The organism is Limnohabitans sp. (assembly GCF_036804465.1).
Classification (GTDB): domain Bacteria; phylum Pseudomonadota; class Gammaproteobacteria; order Burkholderiales; family Burkholderiaceae_C; genus Limnohabitans.
On sequence record NZ_DAIRSK010000003.1, the window covers coordinates 38,190 to 56,730 of the forward strand.

Sequence of the window (18,541 nt, forward strand, 5' to 3'; positions counted from 1 at the left end):
CCAGGGTAGCTCGCTGGTACATTGCTGTTCTGGATTAAACGCAACTCAAAAGAATCTCACACATGGCCACCAAAAAGATGTATTCCGTTGTGGCAGTTGTCGGCATTGTGGCTGCCTCAGCTTTGGCTTGGTGGTTGCAAAATCCAAAAACAATTGCAGCGCCAACGCCCTCGGGTCCGCGTCCAGCGGGTGTGGAAATTAGCCAAGTCAAAAAGCAAACCTTGCGTGACGACGCTGAGGCTGTGGGTACTTTGCGATCTTCGCAAAACGTGATGCTGCGCCCTGAAGTGGCGGGCCGTGTGTTGTCCTTGGGTTTTGCCGATGGCGCGCGCGTCCGCGCTGGCCAAGTATTGGTGCAAATGGACGACACCTTGCAACGCGCCGAGGTACAACAATCATTGGCCCAAATGTCAATTGCTCGCGCCAATCACAAACGCAACCAAGAGTTGGTGGCGCAAAATTTCATTGCGCAACGCTCGTTGGACGAAAGTGCCGCGGCTTTGCAGGTGGCTGATGCACAGCTGGGTTTGTCTTGTGCACGCCTAGAGCGCATGCGCTTGATTGCCCCCTTCAATGGCGTGGTGGGTATTCGCAGCGTCAACCTAGGCGACTATGTCAAGGACGGCACTGACCTGATCAACCTCGAAAACATTGGCAGCCTCTATGTGGACTACAGATTGCCCGAGCGCTACCAAGTCAAGGTCAAGCCGGGTCAACCCATCGAGGTCAAGCTCGATGCCTTCCCAGGGCGCTTGTTCAAGGCCACCATTGAAGCGGTAGATCCTCTGATTGACGTCAATGGCCGCTCCATCGGTGTGCGTGCCGTGCTGGCCAACACCGCAGGCGAGCCTGTCGTTGCAGCCGGTGCCAAAGCCGCCGGTGCTGCAGCCTCAGCCTCAGCACCAGCACCAGCACCAGCACCAGCACCAGCACCAAAACCAGCATCCCCAGTCAAGCCTGCAGCGGCAGCCCCCAGCGCTCAAAAACCCGAACCTGTCGGCCGAGGCGCGGCTTTGCCTTCCCCACAAAGTTTGGGCTGCCCGCCCAACACCTTTGACCGCACGCGCACCAGCGCGGGGGGTGAACAAAGCGGTCCTTTGCGCCCAGGCATGTTTGCGCGCGTCACAGCCGTGTTTACCGTCAAGCCCAATGCCTTGGTGGTCCCCGAAGAGGCCATCGTGCCGCAGGGCGGCAAACAGTTTGTCATCAAGGCCATTTCGCCCAGTGAGTTGCCTGCACCTGCAGCCAGCGCGTCTAGTAACGCTGCCAGCGCGCCGGTTGTGCCGCCAGACACCAAATTTGTGTCGCAACGGGTCGAGGTGAAGCTGGGCATGCGTCGTGGCGGTCAGGTCGAAATCACGGATGGCTTGGCAGAGGGTGACACCATCGTGGTGGCAGGCCAGCAACGCCTGCAAAAAGACGGCTCGCCTTTGCGTGTGGTCGAGATCGGACGTGGTGCCGCCAATGCCGCTGCATCTGGTGCATCTGCTGCGGCATCTGGCGCGGTATCTGCTGCGGCAACTGGAGCCGCTCCCGCTGGTCCTGTTCTTTCACCCGCGTCCGCAGCCAGCCGCTAAACCACACAGCAAAGAGCTCCTATGCAGTTGCCTGAGATATCCATTCGCCGTCCGGTGTTTGCCACCGTGCTGTCCTTGCTCATTGTGTTGGTGGGTGTGGTGTCCTTCACCCGCTTGAACGTGCGCGAGTACCCCAAGATTGACAACCCAGTCGTGACGGTGGAGACCAAGTACACGGGCGCCTCCAGTGCGGTGGTGGAATCACAAGTCACCAAGGTGCTGGAAGACTCTTTGTCTGGCATTGAGGGCGTGGACGTCATCACCTCCATCAGCCGCCAAGAGCAAAGTCAAATCACCGTCAACTTTGTGTTGTCTCGAGATGCTGACTCTGCCGCTGCCGACGTGCGCGACAAAGTCAGTCGCGTGCGCCAGCGTTTGCCCCAAGGCATTGACGAGCCGGTGATTGCCAAGGTCGAGGCCGATGCCTTTCCCGTGATTTGGCTGTCATTCAGCTCTGACACTTTGAACGCGCTGCAGCTCACAGACTATGCCAACCGCATTGCCAAGCCCATGTTGCAAACCGCACCTGGCGCGTCTGATGTGCGTATTTTTGGTGAGCGCAAATACGCGATGCGCATTTGGCTAGACCCCGACCGCTTGGCGGCTTATAAGTTCACCACCCAAGATGTGGAAGATGCGCTGCGCCGCTCTAACGTGGAAGTGCCTGCGGGGCGGATTGAAAGCAAGTTGCGCGAATTCAACGTCAGCACGTCGACTGATTTGCAAACACCGCAAGAATTTCGCAATGTCGTGGTCAAGTCGGTCAATGGCATACAAGTGCGCATTGGCGATGTGGCGCGGGTCGAGCAAGGCCCGCAAGCTGAGCGCACCGCGACGCGATTCAATGGCAAAGATGCAATCACCCTGGGTGTGATTCGCAACGCCACCGCCAATCCGCTGGATCTGAGCGCTGCGGTGCGCACCATGATTCCGAAAATCAAAGAAAACTTGCCACAAGGTGTGGAGGTTGAAGTTGCCAACGACAACTCGATCTTCATCGAAGAATCCATCAAGGCGGTTTATCAGACCATTGTCGAAGCAGCCATCTTGGTGGCCTTGGTGATCTTTGTGTTCTTGCGCACGCTGCGTGCGTCGATCATTCCGCTTGTGACCATTCCTGTGTGCTTGATTGGTACGTTTGCTTTGATGGCCATTTTTGGCTTTACCGTCAACACGCTCACCATGCTGGCTTTGGTGTTGGCGATTGGCTTGGTGGTAGACGACGCGATTGTGGTGCTCGAGAACATTTACCGCCATATTGAAGAGGGCATGTCGCCGTTTCATGCGGCCATCAAAGGCGCCAAAGAAGTTGGCTTTGTGGTTGTGGCGATGACCATGACCTTGGCTGCGGTTTACGCACCTTTGGCTTTTACGCCCGGTCGCACGGGCAAGTTGTTCACTGAATTTGCCTTGGCTTTGGCCGGCTCGGTGGTGGTGTCGGGTTTTGTGGCCTTGACGCTCACACCCATGATGTGCTCCCTTTTGCTCAAGCACAACCCCACTCCCAGCTGGTTTGATCGCACCATGGAGCATCAGCTGCAACGCCTGTCCAATGCCTATGGTCGCTTGCTGCGATGGACGCTGGCACCTGGCCTGGTTTTTGGCCGCTCGATTTCGCGTCGGTGGTGGGTGGTCGCAGTGATGATCTTGGCGGGTGTTGGCACTTGGACTTTGCTCAAATCCACCAAAAGCGAGCTGGCTCCTTTGGAAGACCGTGGTGTGATTTTGGCTGTGGTCAACGGACCTGATGGCGCCACCATGGGCTACACCACGCGCTACACCATCGACATTGAAAAAATGGGTGAAAAGTACACCGAATTCGACCGTATTTTTTCTGTCGTCGGCAATCCCACCGTGGCCCAAGCCAACGTGTTTTTCCGCACCAGACCATGGGAGGATCGCTCCAAAAGCACCTTGGACATTGCACGCGAAATGACGCCTATGGTGTCTGGATTGCCAGGTGTGACTTCGTTTCCCATCACCCCCCCGTCCTTGGGGCAACCGTTTCGTGAACGACCTTTGAACTTTGTCATCTTGACGTCTGACAGTTACCAAAACTTGGCCCAAGTAGTGCGTGGTTTTCAAGAAGAAATGGCCAAGAACCCAGGCATCGTGAGTGTGGACACCGACCTGCGTTTGAACAAACCCGAAATCAGCATGGAAGTGGACCGCGAGCGCGCCGCTGACATGGGCGTGCCAGTGGACCAAATTGCCCGCGCGGTAGAAACCATGATGGGCGGTCGGCAAGTCACGCGCTACAAGCGCGAGGGCGACCAGTACGATGTGATTGTGCAAACCGCAAACACAGGTCGCGACACCCCAGATGATATTGAGCGCGTTTTTGTGCGAGGCAAGGGCGACGCCATGATTCCCTTGTCGGCTTTGGTCAAGATCAAGGAGGTGGTCGTGCCGCGCGAGTTGAATCACTTTAGCCAGCGCCGCAGTGCCTCGATCACCGCCAACTTGGCCCCTACGTACTCACTGGGCGAGGCCATTACTTTCATGAACGACACAGCACAAAAGGTGCTCAAGCCGGGTTATTCCACCGATCTGAACGGCACATCGCGTGAGTTTGTGAAATCGGCCGGTTCTTTGGTGATTGTGTTTGCGTTGGCGCTGTTGTTTATCTTTTTGGTGCTGGCGGCACAGTTTGAAAGCTTCATTGATCCATTGGTCATCATGTTGTCGGTGCCGCTCTCGATGGTGGGCGCTTTGCTGGCTTTGCAGCTCAGTGGCGGCACGCTGAACGTGTTCAGCCAAATTGGTTTGATCACGTTGGTGGGCTTGATCACCAAACACGGTATTTTGATTGTGGAATTTGCCAACCAGCTGCGCGAAGAAGGCGTGGAGTTGTTTGAGGCGGTCACCAAGTCAGCCACCTTGCGTTTGCGTCCGATTTTGATGACCACGGGCGCGATGGTGCTGGGTGCGATTCCGCTGGCGTTGGCCAGTGGTGCGGGTGCAGAAAGCCGCAAGCAAATTGGCTGGGTCATTGTGGGCGGGATGAGCTTGGGTACCTTGCTGACCATCTTTGTGGTGCCCACCATGTACACCTTGCTGGCCCGCAAGTCTGTGCCAGGGGCAATCACCATTCGCCATGAGGATGCGGACTTAGGCGCTTGACGCCTACCTTCTAGTTCACGCTTGACGCCTACCCGCTAATCCGCGCTTGACTAGATAGCGCCCTCAAACATCATCACATCCACCTCATCACCCACGGCGACATGGCCTTGCGCGTGATGCAGCACGATCAGGCCGTTGCCTTGCACCATTGAGCTCAGCACGCCTGAACCTTGGTTGCCGGTGGTGCGCACTTGCAGCGTGCCGTCCGCTGCACTGCTGACAAAGCCACGTTGGTATTCGGTGCGGCCTGCTTTTTTACGCAGAGGTTCTAAACACCTCGCGCGCACCATCGGTGCAGGCTGTGCGGTGCTGCCCATCATGCGCAAGAGCGCAGGGCGCACAAAAGCGAGGAAGGTCACCATCACCGCCACGGGGTTGCCGGGCAAACCAAACAACACCGACTTGCCAATGCGGCCCACTGCCATGGGGCGGCCCGGACGCATGGCGATTTTCCAAAACGCCACGTCGCCGAGCTTTTTCATCATGGCTTTGGTGAAGTCGGCTTCACCCACACTCACCCCACCGCTGGTGATGATGGCATCGGCCTCAAGGGCCGCTTTGGCAAACGCAGCTTCGAGCTGCGCAGGTTCGTCACGCACCACGCCCATGTCCATCACTTCACAGCCCATGCGCGTGAGCAACCCAAACACGGTGTAGCGGTTGCTGTCGTAAACCGCGCCTTCGCGGGGAGCGTCGCCCAAGCTCAATACTTCGTCGCCAGTGGAGAAATAGGCCACGCGCAAGCGCCGGTGCACCCGCACATCGGGCAGGCCCAAGCTGGCAACCAAGCCCAGTGCTGCGGGTGTGAGGTGTTGGCCTGCTTTGAGGGCCGCTTGGCCTTGCATCAGGTCTTCACCCATCATGCGGCGGTTGTCGCCCGCTTTCAAAATATTGGGCGGTATGGTGATGGTGGTCACATCCTGTGCGCTGGCGAGTTGGCAGAACTCTTGGGGCACCACGGTGTCTAAGTTGTCGGGCAGGATGGCGCCGGTCATGATCTTGAGGCATTCGCCCACATTGACCTTGCCAGGCCAAGCTTTGCCGGCGAGCGCCGTGCCCACCACGCGCAGGCTGAGGGCTTGGTCGACTTTCAGCTGAGCTGCATCGAAGGCAAATCCATCCATGGCTGAGTTGTTGTGCGCGGGCACATGGATGGGTGAATCCACGTCTTGCGCCAACACGCGACCCAAGGCGTCAAACAAGTACACGTCTTGCGATTCGTGGGCAGAGACGGGCTGCACCAACTCAGCCAAAAATGCGTTGACTTGGTCCACGCTCAAGGCTTGTGGGTCATAGCCTTGCAGGGCGGCGGCAATCTCATCTAAGCTTTTCATGGTGCGGCGTTTTCAAGGGCTTGCAGCTCGCTCAAGGTGTTGACGTTGGCAAAGGCCAGCGGGTCGTCGCCAGGGGCGTCAAAGGGCACGGCGACAGTTTTGTGTTGAGCGGTCCAGGCATCAATTTTGCGGCCACCGGCATGTGTGAACTTGACCAAGCTCTCAGAGAGTTCGATCTTCATCAAGCAAAACACGGGCTGCGTACGCAGCTGAGTTTGGCCATGTTCATCGGTTTCGGGCGCTGCTGCCATGGCAATGTCGGCGTCTTCGCTGACCAAAGCTGCAGCGAGGCGCTGAGCCAAATCGAGTGGCAAGCGCGGTGTGTCGCAAGGCACGGTCAGGATGTAGGGGGTTTCAGCGCGTTCCAAGCCGGCCAAAAAGCCGGATAAGGGACCTGCAAAGTCGGCTGAGGCGTCGGGCCAAACCGAGGCGCCAAACGACTCATAGGCCGAGAGGTTGCGGTTGGCATTGACCATCACGCTTTCGACTTGGGGTCCAAGGCGCATGAGTGCATGCAGGGCGAGAGGGATGCCGTTGAAGTTTTGCAAGCCTTTGTCGACGCCGCCCATGCGGCTGCCGCGGCCGCCTGCCAAGATGAGGCCGGTGATGTCTTGAGGCGCGATGGTGTGTGTCATGTGTTTGGTTGCTGTGTGGGTGTGTTGCGGTTTAGCCGCCGATGTAGCTCATCTCCACCCGACGTGCCGATGGCGCGCCGTCGGCTGGCATAGAGGCCCTGAGCTCAGAGTAGCGGTCATCGCGGCCCTGCCAAATGTGGCCGATGGCCGAGGCAATGTCTGCATCGCTGGCTTGTGCGCCACGCATGAGGCTGCGCAAGTCGTAACCTTTCGTGGCAAACAAGCACAGATAGAGCTTGCCTTCGGTAGACAGGCGAGCGCGGTTGCAGTCTTGGCAGAAAGCTTGCGTCACGCTGCTGATGACGCCCACTTCGCCCAAGGCGGGGTCAAACAGCCCAGCAGCATTGGCATAGCCCCAGCGCTGGGCAGTTTCGCCCAGTGAGCTGGCCTCAAGCGCCACGAGTGGAAATTCTTGTTGAATGCGTTGAATCACCTGCGCAGAAGGCAGCACGTCATCCATGCACCAGCCATTGGTGGCGCCTACGTCCATGTATTCGATGAAGCGCAGGGTGATGCCACTGCCCCTGAAGTGGCGGGCCATGGGCAAAATTTGGTCAACGTTGGTGCGCCGCTTGACCACCATGTTGACTTTGAGGCCAGAGAACAGTCCATTGGCGTCCAGCCCCAAGCCCGCTTCTTTGGCAGCGGCAATGCCGTCGAGCACATCGGCGACAGGAAAGTCCACATCGTTCATTTCGCGAAACACGGCGTCATCTAGGCCATCTAAGCTCACGGTCACGCGGTTGAGCCCGGCTGATTGAAGTGACTGAGCTTTGCGGGCTAACAGCGAGCCGTTGGTGGTGAGGGTGAGGTCGAGTGGCGTGCCGTCGGGTGTTTGGATGTTGGCCAATTGCTCCACCAAGATTTCAAGGTTCTTGCGCAGCAGCGGCTCGCCGCCGGTGAGGCGAATTTTGCGCACGCCGTGAGACACAAACACTTTGGCCAGGCGGGTGATTTCCTCAAAGTTCAGCAGGTCGCCGTGGGGCAGGTAGGCGTAGTCTTTGTTGAACACCTCTTTGGGCATGCAGTAGTTGCAGCGAAAGTTGCAACGGTCGGTCACGCTGATGCGCAGATCGTGCAGCGGGCGGCCCAAGCTGTCGCCGAGCACGCCCGTGGCGCGGATGGGGTGGGCAGGCAAGGTGGCTGGCAGAGCCAGTAGCCGTTGGTCGACAAGGGGAATCACGCGTTCAGACATAGGGGAGTCATTTTGCCTGAGTGGCCAATCCCTTCACTGTTGATATAGATCATGGCGCCATCCCTTCAAACCCTGCAAAGTCAAGGCATTGCAATGCCTAGGAGCACCCTCATGAAAGCTTGGATTGACCTTTTTTCTACTGACTATGGCTTGATGAGCTTGGCTGTCATCGTCTTTACGTTGGTGATGGCGGTTTATTTTTTACGCGTGTTTTTGGGGTTGATGGACGAAACCGGCAAAAGCACGCATGAATAATGGTTTGAAAGACAAGTCCGGGGTGCAAGCCCCGTGAAAGTAAAATCAGAGTTAATCCTCTTAGTTTATTTTTTAACTTTCATCTCAAGACACCATGTCCCTGAATCAAGTCACCCCCGGTAGCAAAGTTCCTGAAGCCTTCAACGTGATCATCGAAATTCCGATGAACTCGGACCCCGTGAAGTACGAAGTCGACAAAGAGTCTGGCGCTCTGTTTGTGGACCGCTTCATGGGCACGGCCATGCACTACCCCACCAACTATGGGTATGTGCCCCAAACCATTGCTGGTGATGGCGACCCTGTGGACGTGTTGGTGATGACACCTTTCCCATTGCCGCCCGGCGTGGTGGTGCCTTGCCGTGCCTTGGGTATTTTGATGATGGAAGACGAGGGCGGCATAGACGGTAAAGTGTTGGCTGTGCCTACCGAGAAAATCTTGGCCCGCTACAGCCACATCAAATCATTGGCCGACATCCATGAGTTGCAGCTGCAACAAATCGCCCATTTCTTTGAACACTACAAAGACCTCGAAAAAGGCAAGTGGGTCAAGGTCAAGGGTTGGGAAGGCATTGCCTCTGCCCACAAAGAAATCGTGGACGGCATGGCCAATTACAACAAGTAATTTCTGCTTGTGTTCATCAAAGTCCGCTGATGCGGGCTTTTTTGTTTCTGTGAATTTGTGTGCGTTTTACTGCGGCTCTTGGCGTTTGAACGGGCTGCGCTCTGCCAAGTGGTCGAGGTAGTTGTCGACCCCAGCTGACTCTCGTTCTAAAAACCGTTCCACCGCATCGGCAAACGCCGGGTGGGCCAGCCAATGCGCGCTGTAAGTGGCCACAGGCATGAGGGCGCGGGCCATTTTGTGTTCGCCTTGGGCGCCGCCTTCAAAACGCTGCACACCATTGGCGATGCACCAGTTTAGGGGTTGGTAGTAGCAGGCCTCAAAGTGCAGGCAGTCCACCCGCTCGAGTGCGCCCCAATAACGTCCATAGGCGATCGCTTGGTCTGTGCCAAGGTCTTGCACAGCCACCAAGCTGCTGGCGATGGGGCGGCCTTCGCGCTCGGCCACAAACAGCACCCAGTTGTGCGGCATGTCGTGTTGCATGCGTTCAAAAAAAGCCTTGCTCAGGTAGGGCGCATTGCCGTGTTCAAGGTAGGTGCGTTCATAGCATTGGTAGAAAAACTGCCAGTCCTCACGGCGGATGGCTGCACCCACCGACGTGCGAAAGCTGACGCCTGCATCGGCCACACGGCGGCGTTCTTGTTTGATTTTTTTACGTTTGTCTTGGGCGAGTGTGGCTAGAAACGCATCGAAGTTCTCAAAGCGTTGGCCGAGTGGATTGGCGTTGTGCCAATGGAATTGCACGGTTTGGCGTTGCATCAGGCCCATTGCGTTGCAAGCTGCGCGGTCGTCAGGGCTGGTGAAAAGGAGATGCAGGGATGACAGCTGGTGCTGCTTTGCAAGGTCCACCATGGCCATGAGCAGGGCTTGGCGAGCTGTCGCGTCGATGGCTAGCAAACGCGAGCCCGGCACGGGCGTGAAGGGGACGGCGCAGGTGGCTTTGGGAAAGTAGTTCAGGCCATGGTTGGCATAGGCATTGGCCCAGGCCCAGTCAAAGACGTATTCGCCATAAGAGTGGGCTTTGATATACAGGACACTGGCTGCGGCCAACTCGTTGCCCTGCCAAAGCGATATAAATTGTGGCGTCCAACCCGTATCAGGTGTGGCACTGCCACTGGTGTGAAGGGCGGCCACATAGGCATGCTGCATAAAGGGCGAGGGCGCGTCTTGCAAGGCCAGTAATGCGTCCCACGCTTGAGCAGGGATATCGAGCGGGCTCGTGTGGGTGCGAATGACATAATCCATTTTCTTGTTAAACCTGTTTTACTTTGGACGATGTGCCTGCTGCCATGACTCTCAAAATTTGCGTTGCTCAGTTGAATTTCGTGGTGGGGGACATGGCGGGTAACGCCCAGAAAATCATCGAGTGTGCCACCGCGGCGTACCAAGATGGTGTGCGTTTGGTGCTCACCCCCGAGTTGTCGCTGTGCGGCTACGCCGCCGAGGATTTGTTTCTGCGCCCTTCGTTTATCGCAGCTTGTGATGATGCCTTGAAAACGGTGTCCGCTGCGCTCAGCGGGTTGATGGGTTTGCATGTGGTGGTGGGCCACCCTTGTGGCGGTGACGAACGGACACGTTCGGTGTCGGTGCAACGACGCTTCAACATGGCGAGTGTGGTGTGCGAAGGCCAAGTGGTGGCTGCTTATGCCAAGCGCGAGCTGCCCAACTATCAAGTGTTTGACGAACGGCGTTATTTCCTCGCTGGTGACCAGGCTTGTGTATTTGAGGTGGCGGGCACAAAAGTGGGTTTGCTGATTTGTGAAGATGCTTGGTTTGAGGAGCCTGCGGCGCAGGCCAAAGTGGCGGGCGCCGAGCTGTTAGCCGTCATCAATGCCTCTCCTTTTCATGTGGGCAAAGGCGACGAGCGTGAGCAAGCCATGCGTGGTCGCGTCAAAGCCACCGGCTTGCCTCTGATTTACGCGCATTTGGTGGGTGGACAAGACGAGGTGGTGTTTGAGGGCCGTTCATTTGCCCTCAATGCCGATGGGGCGTTGGCCGCACGTGCGCCGAGCTTTCAAGTGGCATCGTTTCGAGTGGATGTGACGCAAGGTGGCCTCTTGTTTGGTGAAGTTGTGAAAGATGGTTCGCTCGAAGCTGACCTGTGGCATGCCTTGGTGCTGGGCGTGCGCGACTACATTGGCAAAAACGGTTTTCCTGGCGTGTTGCTTGGCTTGTCGGGTGGTATTGATTCGGCCTTGGTGCTGGCTATTGCGGTGGATGCCTTGGGTGCAGACAAGGTGCGCTCAGTCATGATGCCGTCGCCCTACACCGCAGAAATGAGCTGGCTGGATGCACGCGAGATGGCTCAGCGTTTGGGTGTGCGCTATGACGAGGTGTCCATCGTGCCAGAGTTTGAGGCATTTCTTGGCTCGCTCAAGGCGGATTTTGCAGGTACGCAGCCTGACACCACAGAAGAGAATATCCAAGCCCGCATCCGTGGCACCTTGCTGATGGCTTTGTCGAACAAGTTTGGGTCTATCGTGCTGACCACTGGCAACAAGAGCGAAATGGCCACTGGCTACTGCACGCTTTACGGCGACATGGCGGGTGGCTTTGCGGTGATCAAAGATGTAGCCAAGACCTTGGTGTTCAAGTTAGCCCGCTGGCGCAATGCCAACGACCCCTTTGGCACGGGTGTTGAGCCTATTCCTGACCGCATCATCACACGTCCACCCAGCGCTGAGTTGCGCCCTGACCAAACCGACCAAGACAGTTTGCCGCCCTATGAGGTGTTGGATGAGATCGTCTCGCGCTTCATGGAGAACGACCAAAGCTCGCAAGACATCATTGCTGCTGGCTTTGCGCGTGCCGATGTGGAGAAGGTGACCCGCCTGATCCGCATCAACGAGTACAAACGCCGTCAATCGCCGGTGGGAATTCGCGTCACTCACCGCAGTTTTGGCAAGGATTGGCGTTATCCTATAACTAACAAATTTCGTGCCTGACTCTAGGCTCCTCTATCGATTTCAAGGATTTTGAATATGAAGCAAATCACCGCCATCATCAAACCATTCAAACTAGAAGAAGTTCGCGAAGCTTTGGCCGAGTGTGGTGTGACTGGCTTGACCGTGACAGAGGTCAAAGGCTTTGGTCGTCAAAAAGGCCACACCGAGCTATACCGTGGCGCGGAGTATGTGGTTGATTTTTTGCCCAAAGTCAAGGTTGAGGTGACTGTGAAGAGCGATGATGTAGACAACTGTGTGGATGCCATCGTGCGCGCAGCCCGCACGGGAAAAATTGGTGATGGCAAAATTTTTGTGACACCTGTGGAGCGTGTGGTGCGTATTCGCACCGGCGAGTTGGATGAATCTGCCGTGTGATCTTGCCCTTGAGTGATCACGCATTCCATATAAAAGAAAAGCCGCAGCCTTTAGGGGCCGCGGCTTTTTTGTGGGCAAAGTTCAGAGCTCCGCCAGCTTGGGCTCTGGCGAAAAGCCTGCGGCTTGGACCAGTTCTTGGAGCAGTGCTTTGGGTTCAGTGCCACTGCGAATGAGGTCCATTTGCCAGTCGTTCAAAAAACCATGGTTCACGCTGTGGTTGACAAATTCCAGCAACCCATCGTAGTAGCCTTGGGTGTTGAGCAGGCCAATGGGTTTGTCGTGGTAGCCAAGTTGGCGCCAAGTCCATACTTCAAAAAATTCTTCAAACGTGCCAATGCCGCCGGGCAAGGCCAAGAACACATCGGCGCGTTTGGCCATCATGTGTTTGCGCTCGTGCATGGTGTCGACTATGTGCAACTCGGTGCAAACGGTGCGCGTGTTTTCAGAGCTTTGTAGTGCTTTGGGAATGATGCCCACGACGCGGCCGCCTGCCTCCGCGGTGGCTTGGGCAACCAAGCCCATCAAGCCGTTGTTGCCACCGCCGTAAACCAGTTGGCCGTTGTGTTGACCGATCCAAGTGCCAACTTGTTTGGCTACATCCGCATAGTCGGGGAGGGTGCCGTTGCGTGAGCCGCAATAGACGCACAGAGAAAAAGCGGGTGAATTCATAGAGGAACGGTCAAGATTTTTTTTCAGTCGCTTTGGGCTGCGCATTGACGAGTCGTGTGCCAGCCATTGCATCATGCCAAAACTGGCGCAAAGGATGAAAGCGACTGAGCAACGCCCAAATGGCGACCCAGCCAAAGAAAAGAACAGCTGTTTCGCTACCGCTGAGCGCGTAAGGCCCCACCAGTGCCAAAGGCGGAATGAACCAGATCCAACTCAGCAAATAACGCAACAATGCGCGTTTTTGGCTGAGCGATTGGCCCAGCGTATCGACGACGCGTATGTGCCAAGTTTTCATGGCCAAAGTTTGGCCTTTTGTGCCAAACCAAGTGAAGTAGATGCCGACCACCAGGAATAAAAAGGCTTGTAAGCCGAGACGGTTGTCCAATGCGTGGCGTGTCTGGCTGAGTGTGCTGAATAAGTAGCCCGAGATAAAGAGCACCGCAAACAAAAGCATGCCTTCGTAGAGCCAGCACGCCATGCGGCGTAGCAGGCTTGGGGCAGTCAACTCGAGCATCATTGAGGCGTCACTGTGCTTTCAGTGCTGACACTAGTTGGCGCTGTGCTGGTGATGGGATTGGGTAGCAAGGTGGTGGGGGCGACTTGATCTGTGGCGATCCTGGGCAGGGGCTTGTTGCCGCTGGCAACAGGAGAGGGGGTGAGTTTGGCAGCAGGCACAGGTTTGATCGCTGGGGCTGCACCTTGTATGGGTTGACTTTGCTGCGTTGCCAGTTTGTTCTTGGCTTCTGGTGAGAGGGCTTGGTAGGCTTCCCATTTGGCTTTTTTGTCATCTTGCAGAAGTTGTTTGGCATCGGCGTAATTCAAACGCGCCGCGGTGCGTTGTTGGGGGCTAAGTGCCGCCCATTCGCGCATGCGGCCTTGAACAGTCACTTGCTCCTCTGCCGTGAGCTGGCCAAAGTTTTGTGAGATGGCCAGCCATTTGCGCTTGTGTGGTTCAGTCATCGTGGGCCACAGCTGCGCCAATGGGGCGAGGGCTTGTTGTTGTGAATCGGCCAAATCCGTCCACAAAGGGCGACCCAGCACGCTGGGTGTTGGCTTAGAGCCCAAAGCGGGTGGGGTTTGTGCGCTCACGATGACGCCATCAAACAAGATGGCACCACTGAGCACGAGTTGCGCGATGAATGACGTGCTGAACAGCCGTTGAAACAACATGGAGGCAGTTACTCCTGAGGGTCTAGGGCGATGGGATTTTTCAAGAACTGAAGAAAACCTGGGTCGGCATACGCAGCAGGTGGCAAATCGTCAACCAACAAGGCAGAGTCAACTTCGGCTAACTCATTGGCGCGGTCGTCATCCATGATGTTTTGAATCAGGGCTAAGCCTGCCACCAAAGCAATCAAAGGCAAGAAGGAGGCCAAGCGGCTCCAAAGGTTAAGACCTTCGTCTCCGCCAAAGTTGAGTAAGGCTGCACCATTTTGATGAACCACAGCCGTGCTGGTTTGCAAACGGGTTTGGGGTTTCAAGCGAGCAGCCACGGCGCGTGTGCGCGCAGCCCGCAGACGCTCAGTGATGTCGTGTGGCAGGGCAAGGCTGGCTGAATTCAGTTGGGCAGCAATGCGCAAACCAAACTGGTCATGGGTATTTGCGGTATGTGTCATGGTTGAATTCCCTTTAATTTAAGCGCTTTGCTCAATGCCAAAACAGCCCGAGAGCAATGTGTTTTGACGCTTCCTTCTGAACAGCCCATGGCAACAGCTGTTTCCGAAACATCTAGATCCTCCCAATAACGCAGCAAGAAGGCTTCTCGTTGACGTGCGGGCAAGTTTTGTATTTCTACCTCAATATCGTGAACATTTGCTACGCTGGCAAAGTTATCTTCTGCACTTTGTGTGGTTTGGCTGTCATTTTCGACGGCCAAGGCCTCTAAAAGATTAAATTCGCCTTCATCTTGGTCTGAATCAAAGTCGCTGAAGTTGCTGAACAACGCTTTTCGAGTTTTGTTGCGCCTAAACCAGTCAAGTGTGGTGTTTGACAAGATTCTGTGAAAGAGCATGGGCAACTCTTGGGCTGGCTTGTCGCCGTAATGTTCGGCGAGTTTCATCATGCTGTCTTGGACAATGTCTAGCGCCGCTTCATCATCACGAACGTGATAGACCGAGCGTTTGAAGGCACGCTTCTCGACGCTTTTTAGAAAGTCTGACAGTTCTTGTTCGGTGGCCACTGACGATGAGGGTTCATGTTTGAATCGGGCGCGATTATGGCACTAGCCTTAGGTTTTTGTTCTGAGAGACGCAATCCTTGAAAAGAGGATGTCATAATCTAAGGCTGCAATTCGACAAAAAAGGCAAACGGGTCTCGGTCCGGCGCGAACCATGCGTCTATGGCTACAGGTCCAAAGTTTCGATGCTGCCCCACAAGGGTTCGCCAAGAAGCACCCAAGGTTTTTCGTTGACGAAATTCACTCAGGTTAAAAGGTACACCAATGAACACTCCAAAGTCGGAATCGCATTCCGCAACCGCCTCCGGCGCACATTCTCCAACCGCCTCTGGCGGTCAGTCCAAAGAACTGATGGGCGCCGAAATCCTCGTCAAGGCGCTACAAGCTGAAAACGTCAAACACATCTGGGGCTATCCCGGTGGTGCAGTTCTCTACATTTATGACGCGCTTTACAACCAAAACACGATTCAGCACGTGTTGGTTCGGCATGAGCAAGCTGCGGTTCATGCCGCTGACGGCTATGCGCGCGCCACAGGTGACGTTGGCGTAGCCTTGGTCACTTCTGGTCCAGGTGCGACCAATGCTGTGACCGGCATTGCCACCGCTTACATGGACAGTATTCCCATGGTGATCATCACGGGGCAAGTGCCTACGCACGCGATTGGCTTGGATGCCTTCCAAGAGTGCGACACCATCGGTATCACCCGTCCTATCGTCAAACACAATTTTCTGGTCAAGGACGTCCGCGACTTGGCGTTGACCATGAAAAAAGCATTTCACATTGCTCGCAGTGGACGCCCAGGGCCTGTGGTGGTGGATATTCCAAAAGACGTGTCTTTCAAGAAAACGGCTTATGAAGGTTATCCCGCCGAAGTGCACATGCGTTCATACAACCCTGTGCGCAAGGGCCATGGCGGTCAAATACGCAAGGCTTTACAACTGCTGATGGCGGCCAAGCGCCCCTATATCTATACCGGTGGCGGTGTGTTGCTGGGCAACGCGTCGCAAGAGCTACGCACCTTGGTGGACATGTTGGGTTACCCAGTGACCAATACCTTGATGGGCTTGGGTGCCTATCCTGCCAGTGCGCCTAAGTTTTTGGGTATGTTGGGCATGCATGGCACGATTGAAGCCAACAACGCCATGCAAAACTGTGATGTGTTGCTGGCTGTTGGCGCACGGTTTGATGATCGGGTGATTGGTAACCCCAAACACTTTGCCTTGAACGAGCGAAAGATCATCCATATCGACATCGACCCATCCAGCATTTCTAAGCGTGTGAAGGTTGACATCCCCATCGTAGGCGATGTCAAAGATGTGCTGGTTGAGATGATCGACATGATCAAGGAGTCAGCCTTGAAGCCCGATGCCGCTGCTTTGTCCGGATGGTGGGAAACCATCGAAGGGTGGCGCAAGCGCGATTGCTTGAAGTATGACCGAAGCAACACCGACGTCATCAAGCCTCAGTACGTGATTGAGACTTTGCACAACATGACCAAGGGCACGGACACTTACATCACCTCCGATGTGGGGCAGCACCAAATGTGGGCTGCTCAGTACTACGGCTTTGATGAACCACGTCGCTGGATCAACTCAGGCGGTTTGGGCACCATGGGCGTGGGCATTCCTTACGCCATGGGCATCAAGTTGGCCAAGCCTGACAGCGAGGTGTTTTGCGTGACAGGCGAGGGTTCGGTGCAAATGTGTATCCAAGAACTCTCCACCTGTTTTCAGTACAACACACCGATCAAAGTGTTGGCGCTCAACAACCGCTACTTGGGTATGGTGCGTCAATGGCAAGAAATTGAGTACGAGAGCCGCTACAGCAGCAGCTACATGGACGCTTTGCCTGACTTTGTGAAGTTGGCCGAAGCTTATGGCCATGTGGGAATACTGGTTGAGCGGCCTGAGGATGTGGAACCCGCTTTGCGTGAAGCGCGTCGCCTCAAAGACCGCACGGTGTTCATCGACTTTCGTACCGATCCCACCGAGAACGTGTTCCCCATGGTGAAAGCCGGCAAGGGCATCACTGAAATGCTGCTTGGCAGTGAAGACCTTTGAACGGGAAGGATGACAACATGAAACACATCATTTCCCTGATGCTTGAAAACGAACCCGGTGCGCTATCTCGCGTGGTGGGCTTGTTCTCGGCCCGTGGCTACAACATCGAATCTCTCACCGTTGCGCCTACCGAAGACGCTAGTTTGTCTCGGATGACCATTCAAACGCATGGCTCTGATGAGGTGATTGAGCAAATCACCAAGCACCTGAACCGATTGATTGAAGTCGTCAAAGTGGTCGATTTGACTGAAGGTGCTTACACCGAACGCGAGTTGATGCTGGTCAAGGTTCGTGCCGTAGGCAAAGAGCGTGAAGAAATGAAGCGTATGGCTGATATTTTTCGGGGTCGCATCATTGATGTGACCGAGAAGAGCTACACCATTGAGTTGACGGGCGACCTGTCGAAGAACGATGCGTTCTTAGAGGCGATTGACCGCAGCGCAATCCTTGAAACTGTTCGCACGGGCGCTTGTGGCATTGGCCGCGGTGAGCGCATCTTGCGCGTTTAAATTCCAACCCTTTTCAAAGTATTTTTTAGGAGAACCCTGTGAAAGTTTTTTACGACAAAGATTGTGATCTGTCCCTCATCAAAGGCAAGACTGTGGCCATCATTGGCTATGGCTCGCAAGGCCATGCGCACGCACAAAACTTGAACGAAAGCGGCGTCAAAGTCGTGGTCGGTCTGCGCAAGGGCGGCGCCTCATGGGACAAAGTGGCCAAGGCTGGTTTGAACGTGTTGGAAGTCAACGACGCCGTCAAAGCGGCTGACGTGGTCATGATCTTGTTGCCTGACGAAAACATCCCAGATGTCTACAACAACAACGTTGCTCCCAACATGAAGCAAGGCGCTACCTTGGCTTTTGCGCACGGTTTCAATGTGCATTACAACCAAGTCATTCCACGTGCTGACTTGGACGTGATCATGGTCGCCCCCAAAGGCCCAGGCCACACCGTGCGTTCTGAGTACCTCAAAGGCGGTGGTGTGCCATCTTTGATCGCGGTCTACCAAGACAAGTCGGGCAAAGCGCGTGACTTGGCTTTGAGCTACGCCATGGCCAACGGTGGCGGCAAAGGCGGCATCATCGAGACCAACTTCAAAGAAGAAACAGAAACCGACTTGTTTGGTGAACAAGCTGTCTTATGCGGTGGCGCTGTTGAATTGGTGAAGATGGGCTACGAAACCTTGACCGAAGCTGGCTACGCCCCTGAAATGGCTTACTTCGAGTGCTTGCACGAGTTGAAGTTGATCGTGGACTTGATGTACGAAGGCGGCATCGCCAACATGAACTACTCGATCTCCAACAACGCCGAATACGGCGAGTACGTGACGGGTACAGAAGTCATCAACGAGCAATCGCGCCAAGCCATGCGTGCAGCCTTGAAACGCATCCAAACTGGCGAGTACGCCAAGATGTTCATTTTGGAAGGCAAGACCAACTACCCAAGCATGACCGCACGTCGTCGCTTGAATGCTGAGCACTCCATCGAAATCGTGGGTGAAAAATTGCGTGCCATGATGCCTTGGATTTCCAAGAACAAACTGGTTGACCAAACCCGCAACTAAGCGCACGCTGTTG

The 18,541-nt window shown here is 55.5% G+C and carries 18 protein-coding genes; 9 read left to right on the forward strand and 9 right to left on the reverse strand.

Annotation, left to right across the window (positions count from 1 at the left end; genetic code table 11):
• Positions 1 to 62 precede the first annotated feature (62 nt).
• On the forward strand, positions 63 to 1,577 hold the full coding sequence (locus tag V7Q41_RS02235; RefSeq protein WP_333842230.1) for an efflux RND transporter periplasmic adaptor subunit: 1,515 nt from the start codon (positions 63 to 65) through the stop codon (positions 1,575 to 1,577).
• 21 nt (positions 1,578 to 1,598) lie between these two features.
• Positions 1,599 to 4,700, forward strand: a complete 3,102-nt coding sequence (locus V7Q41_RS02240) for an efflux RND transporter permease subunit (protein ID WP_333842232.1) — start codon at positions 1,599 to 1,601, stop codon at positions 4,698 to 4,700.
• 50 nt (positions 4,701 to 4,750) lie between these two features.
• Here V7Q41_RS02240 and moeA read toward each other — a convergent pair whose 3' ends face one another.
• Genes moeA through moaA form a run of 3 tightly spaced genes read right to left on the reverse strand, consistent with a single transcriptional unit; the run spans position 4,751 to position 7,864 of the window.
• On the reverse strand, positions 4,751 to 6,034 hold the full coding sequence (gene moeA / locus V7Q41_RS02245) for a molybdopterin molybdotransferase MoeA (RefSeq protein WP_333842234.1): 1,284 nt from the start codon (positions 6,032 to 6,034) through the stop codon (positions 4,751 to 4,753).
• The gene (gene mobA, locus V7Q41_RS02250) at positions 6,031 to 6,669 is read right to left on the reverse strand and encodes a molybdenum cofactor guanylyltransferase MobA (protein WP_333842236.1); all 639 of its coding nucleotides are present in this window, start codon (positions 6,667 to 6,669) and stop codon (positions 6,031 to 6,033) included. The genes moeA and mobA overlap by 4 nt, the downstream gene beginning before the upstream one ends.
• Positions 6,670 to 6,700: 31 nt before the next feature.
• Positions 6,701 to 7,864, reverse strand: a complete 1,164-nt coding sequence (moaA, locus tag V7Q41_RS02255; protein ID WP_333842239.1) for a GTP 3',8-cyclase MoaA — start codon at positions 7,862 to 7,864, stop codon at positions 6,701 to 6,703.
• 111 nt (positions 7,865 to 7,975) lie between these two features.
• Here moaA and V7Q41_RS02260 point away from each other — a divergent pair, with 111 nt between their 5' ends.
• Together V7Q41_RS02260 and ppa are read left to right on the forward strand one after the other, a co-directional pair.
• Positions 7,976 to 8,119: a DUF3149 domain-containing protein gene (locus tag V7Q41_RS02260; RefSeq protein ID WP_333842242.1), complete on the forward strand. Its 144-nt coding sequence runs from the start codon at positions 7,976 to 7,978 to the stop codon at positions 8,117 to 8,119.
• 94 nt (positions 8,120 to 8,213) lie between these two features.
• Positions 8,214 to 8,741 (forward strand): inorganic diphosphatase, encoded by a 528-nt coding sequence (ppa, locus tag V7Q41_RS02265; RefSeq protein WP_333842244.1) that lies wholly within the window; start codon positions 8,214 to 8,216, stop codon positions 8,739 to 8,741.
• Between the two features lie 66 nt (positions 8,742 to 8,807).
• Here ppa and V7Q41_RS02270 read toward each other — a convergent pair whose 3' ends face one another.
• On the reverse strand, positions 8,808 to 9,983 hold the full coding sequence (locus tag V7Q41_RS02270; RefSeq protein ID WP_333842246.1) for a GNAT family N-acetyltransferase: 1,176 nt from the start codon (positions 9,981 to 9,983) through the stop codon (positions 8,808 to 8,810).
• Positions 9,984 to 10,027: 44 nt separating this feature from the next.
• Between V7Q41_RS02270 and V7Q41_RS02275 the strand changes: the two genes are divergently transcribed.
• Together V7Q41_RS02275 and V7Q41_RS02280 are read left to right on the forward strand one after the other, a co-directional pair.
• The gene (locus V7Q41_RS02275; RefSeq protein WP_333842249.1) at positions 10,028 to 11,683 is read left to right on the forward strand and encodes an NAD+ synthase; all 1,656 of its coding nucleotides are present in this window, start codon (positions 10,028 to 10,030) and stop codon (positions 11,681 to 11,683) included.
• Between the two features lie 36 nt (positions 11,684 to 11,719).
• The gene (locus V7Q41_RS02280; RefSeq protein WP_333842252.1) at positions 11,720 to 12,058 is read left to right on the forward strand and encodes a P-II family nitrogen regulator; all 339 of its coding nucleotides are present in this window, start codon (positions 11,720 to 11,722) and stop codon (positions 12,056 to 12,058) included.
• Positions 12,059 to 12,139: 81 nt separating this feature from the next.
• Here the strand turns inward: V7Q41_RS02280 and V7Q41_RS02285 are convergent, their stop codons facing one another.
• The 5 genes from V7Q41_RS02285 to V7Q41_RS02305 are packed head-to-tail and all read right to left on the reverse strand — an operon-like array spanning position 12,140 to position 14,906.
• Complete coding sequence (locus V7Q41_RS02285; RefSeq protein ID WP_333842254.1) at positions 12,140 to 12,727, reverse strand: TIGR00730 family Rossman fold protein; 588 nt, start codon at positions 12,725 to 12,727, stop codon at positions 12,140 to 12,142.
• A 10-nt stretch (positions 12,728 to 12,737) separates the two neighbouring features.
• Complete coding sequence (locus V7Q41_RS02290) at positions 12,738 to 13,244, reverse strand: RDD family protein (RefSeq protein WP_333842256.1); 507 nt, start codon at positions 13,242 to 13,244, stop codon at positions 12,738 to 12,740.
• The gene (locus V7Q41_RS02295) at positions 13,241 to 13,897 is read right to left on the reverse strand and encodes a DUF3106 domain-containing protein (protein ID WP_333842258.1); all 657 of its coding nucleotides are present in this window, start codon (positions 13,895 to 13,897) and stop codon (positions 13,241 to 13,243) included. The genes V7Q41_RS02290 and V7Q41_RS02295 overlap by 4 nt, the downstream gene beginning before the upstream one ends.
• Before the next feature lie 8 nt (positions 13,898 to 13,905).
• Positions 13,906 to 14,343: a DUF3619 family protein gene (locus V7Q41_RS02300; RefSeq protein ID WP_333842261.1), complete on the reverse strand. Its 438-nt coding sequence runs from the start codon at positions 14,341 to 14,343 to the stop codon at positions 13,906 to 13,908.
• The gene (locus V7Q41_RS02305; RefSeq protein ID WP_333842263.1) at positions 14,340 to 14,906 is read right to left on the reverse strand and encodes an RNA polymerase sigma factor; all 567 of its coding nucleotides are present in this window, start codon (positions 14,904 to 14,906) and stop codon (positions 14,340 to 14,342) included. Before V7Q41_RS02305 ends, V7Q41_RS02300 begins: the two co-directional genes overlap by 4 nt.
• Before the next feature lie 261 nt (positions 14,907 to 15,167).
• Here V7Q41_RS02305 and V7Q41_RS02310 point away from each other — a divergent pair, with 261 nt between their 5' ends.
• The 3 genes from V7Q41_RS02310 to ilvC are packed head-to-tail and all read left to right on the forward strand — an operon-like array spanning position 15,168 to position 18,528.
• Positions 15,168 to 16,964 carry an acetolactate synthase 3 catalytic subunit gene (locus V7Q41_RS02310; protein WP_333842266.1) on the forward strand — a complete coding sequence of 599 codons (1,797 nt, stop codon included), beginning with the start codon at positions 15,168 to 15,170 and terminating at the stop codon, positions 16,962 to 16,964.
• Positions 16,965 to 16,981: 17 nt separating this feature from the next.
• Entirely contained in the window at positions 16,982 to 17,473 is a 492-nt protein-coding gene (gene ilvN / locus V7Q41_RS02315; protein WP_104797333.1) for an acetolactate synthase small subunit, read from the forward strand.
• A gap of 38 nt (positions 17,474 to 17,511) precedes the next feature.
• Positions 17,512 to 18,528, forward strand: a complete 1,017-nt coding sequence (gene ilvC, locus V7Q41_RS02320; protein ID WP_333842280.1) for a ketol-acid reductoisomerase — start codon at positions 17,512 to 17,514, stop codon at positions 18,526 to 18,528.
• Positions 18,529 to 18,541: the final 13 nt, after the last annotated feature.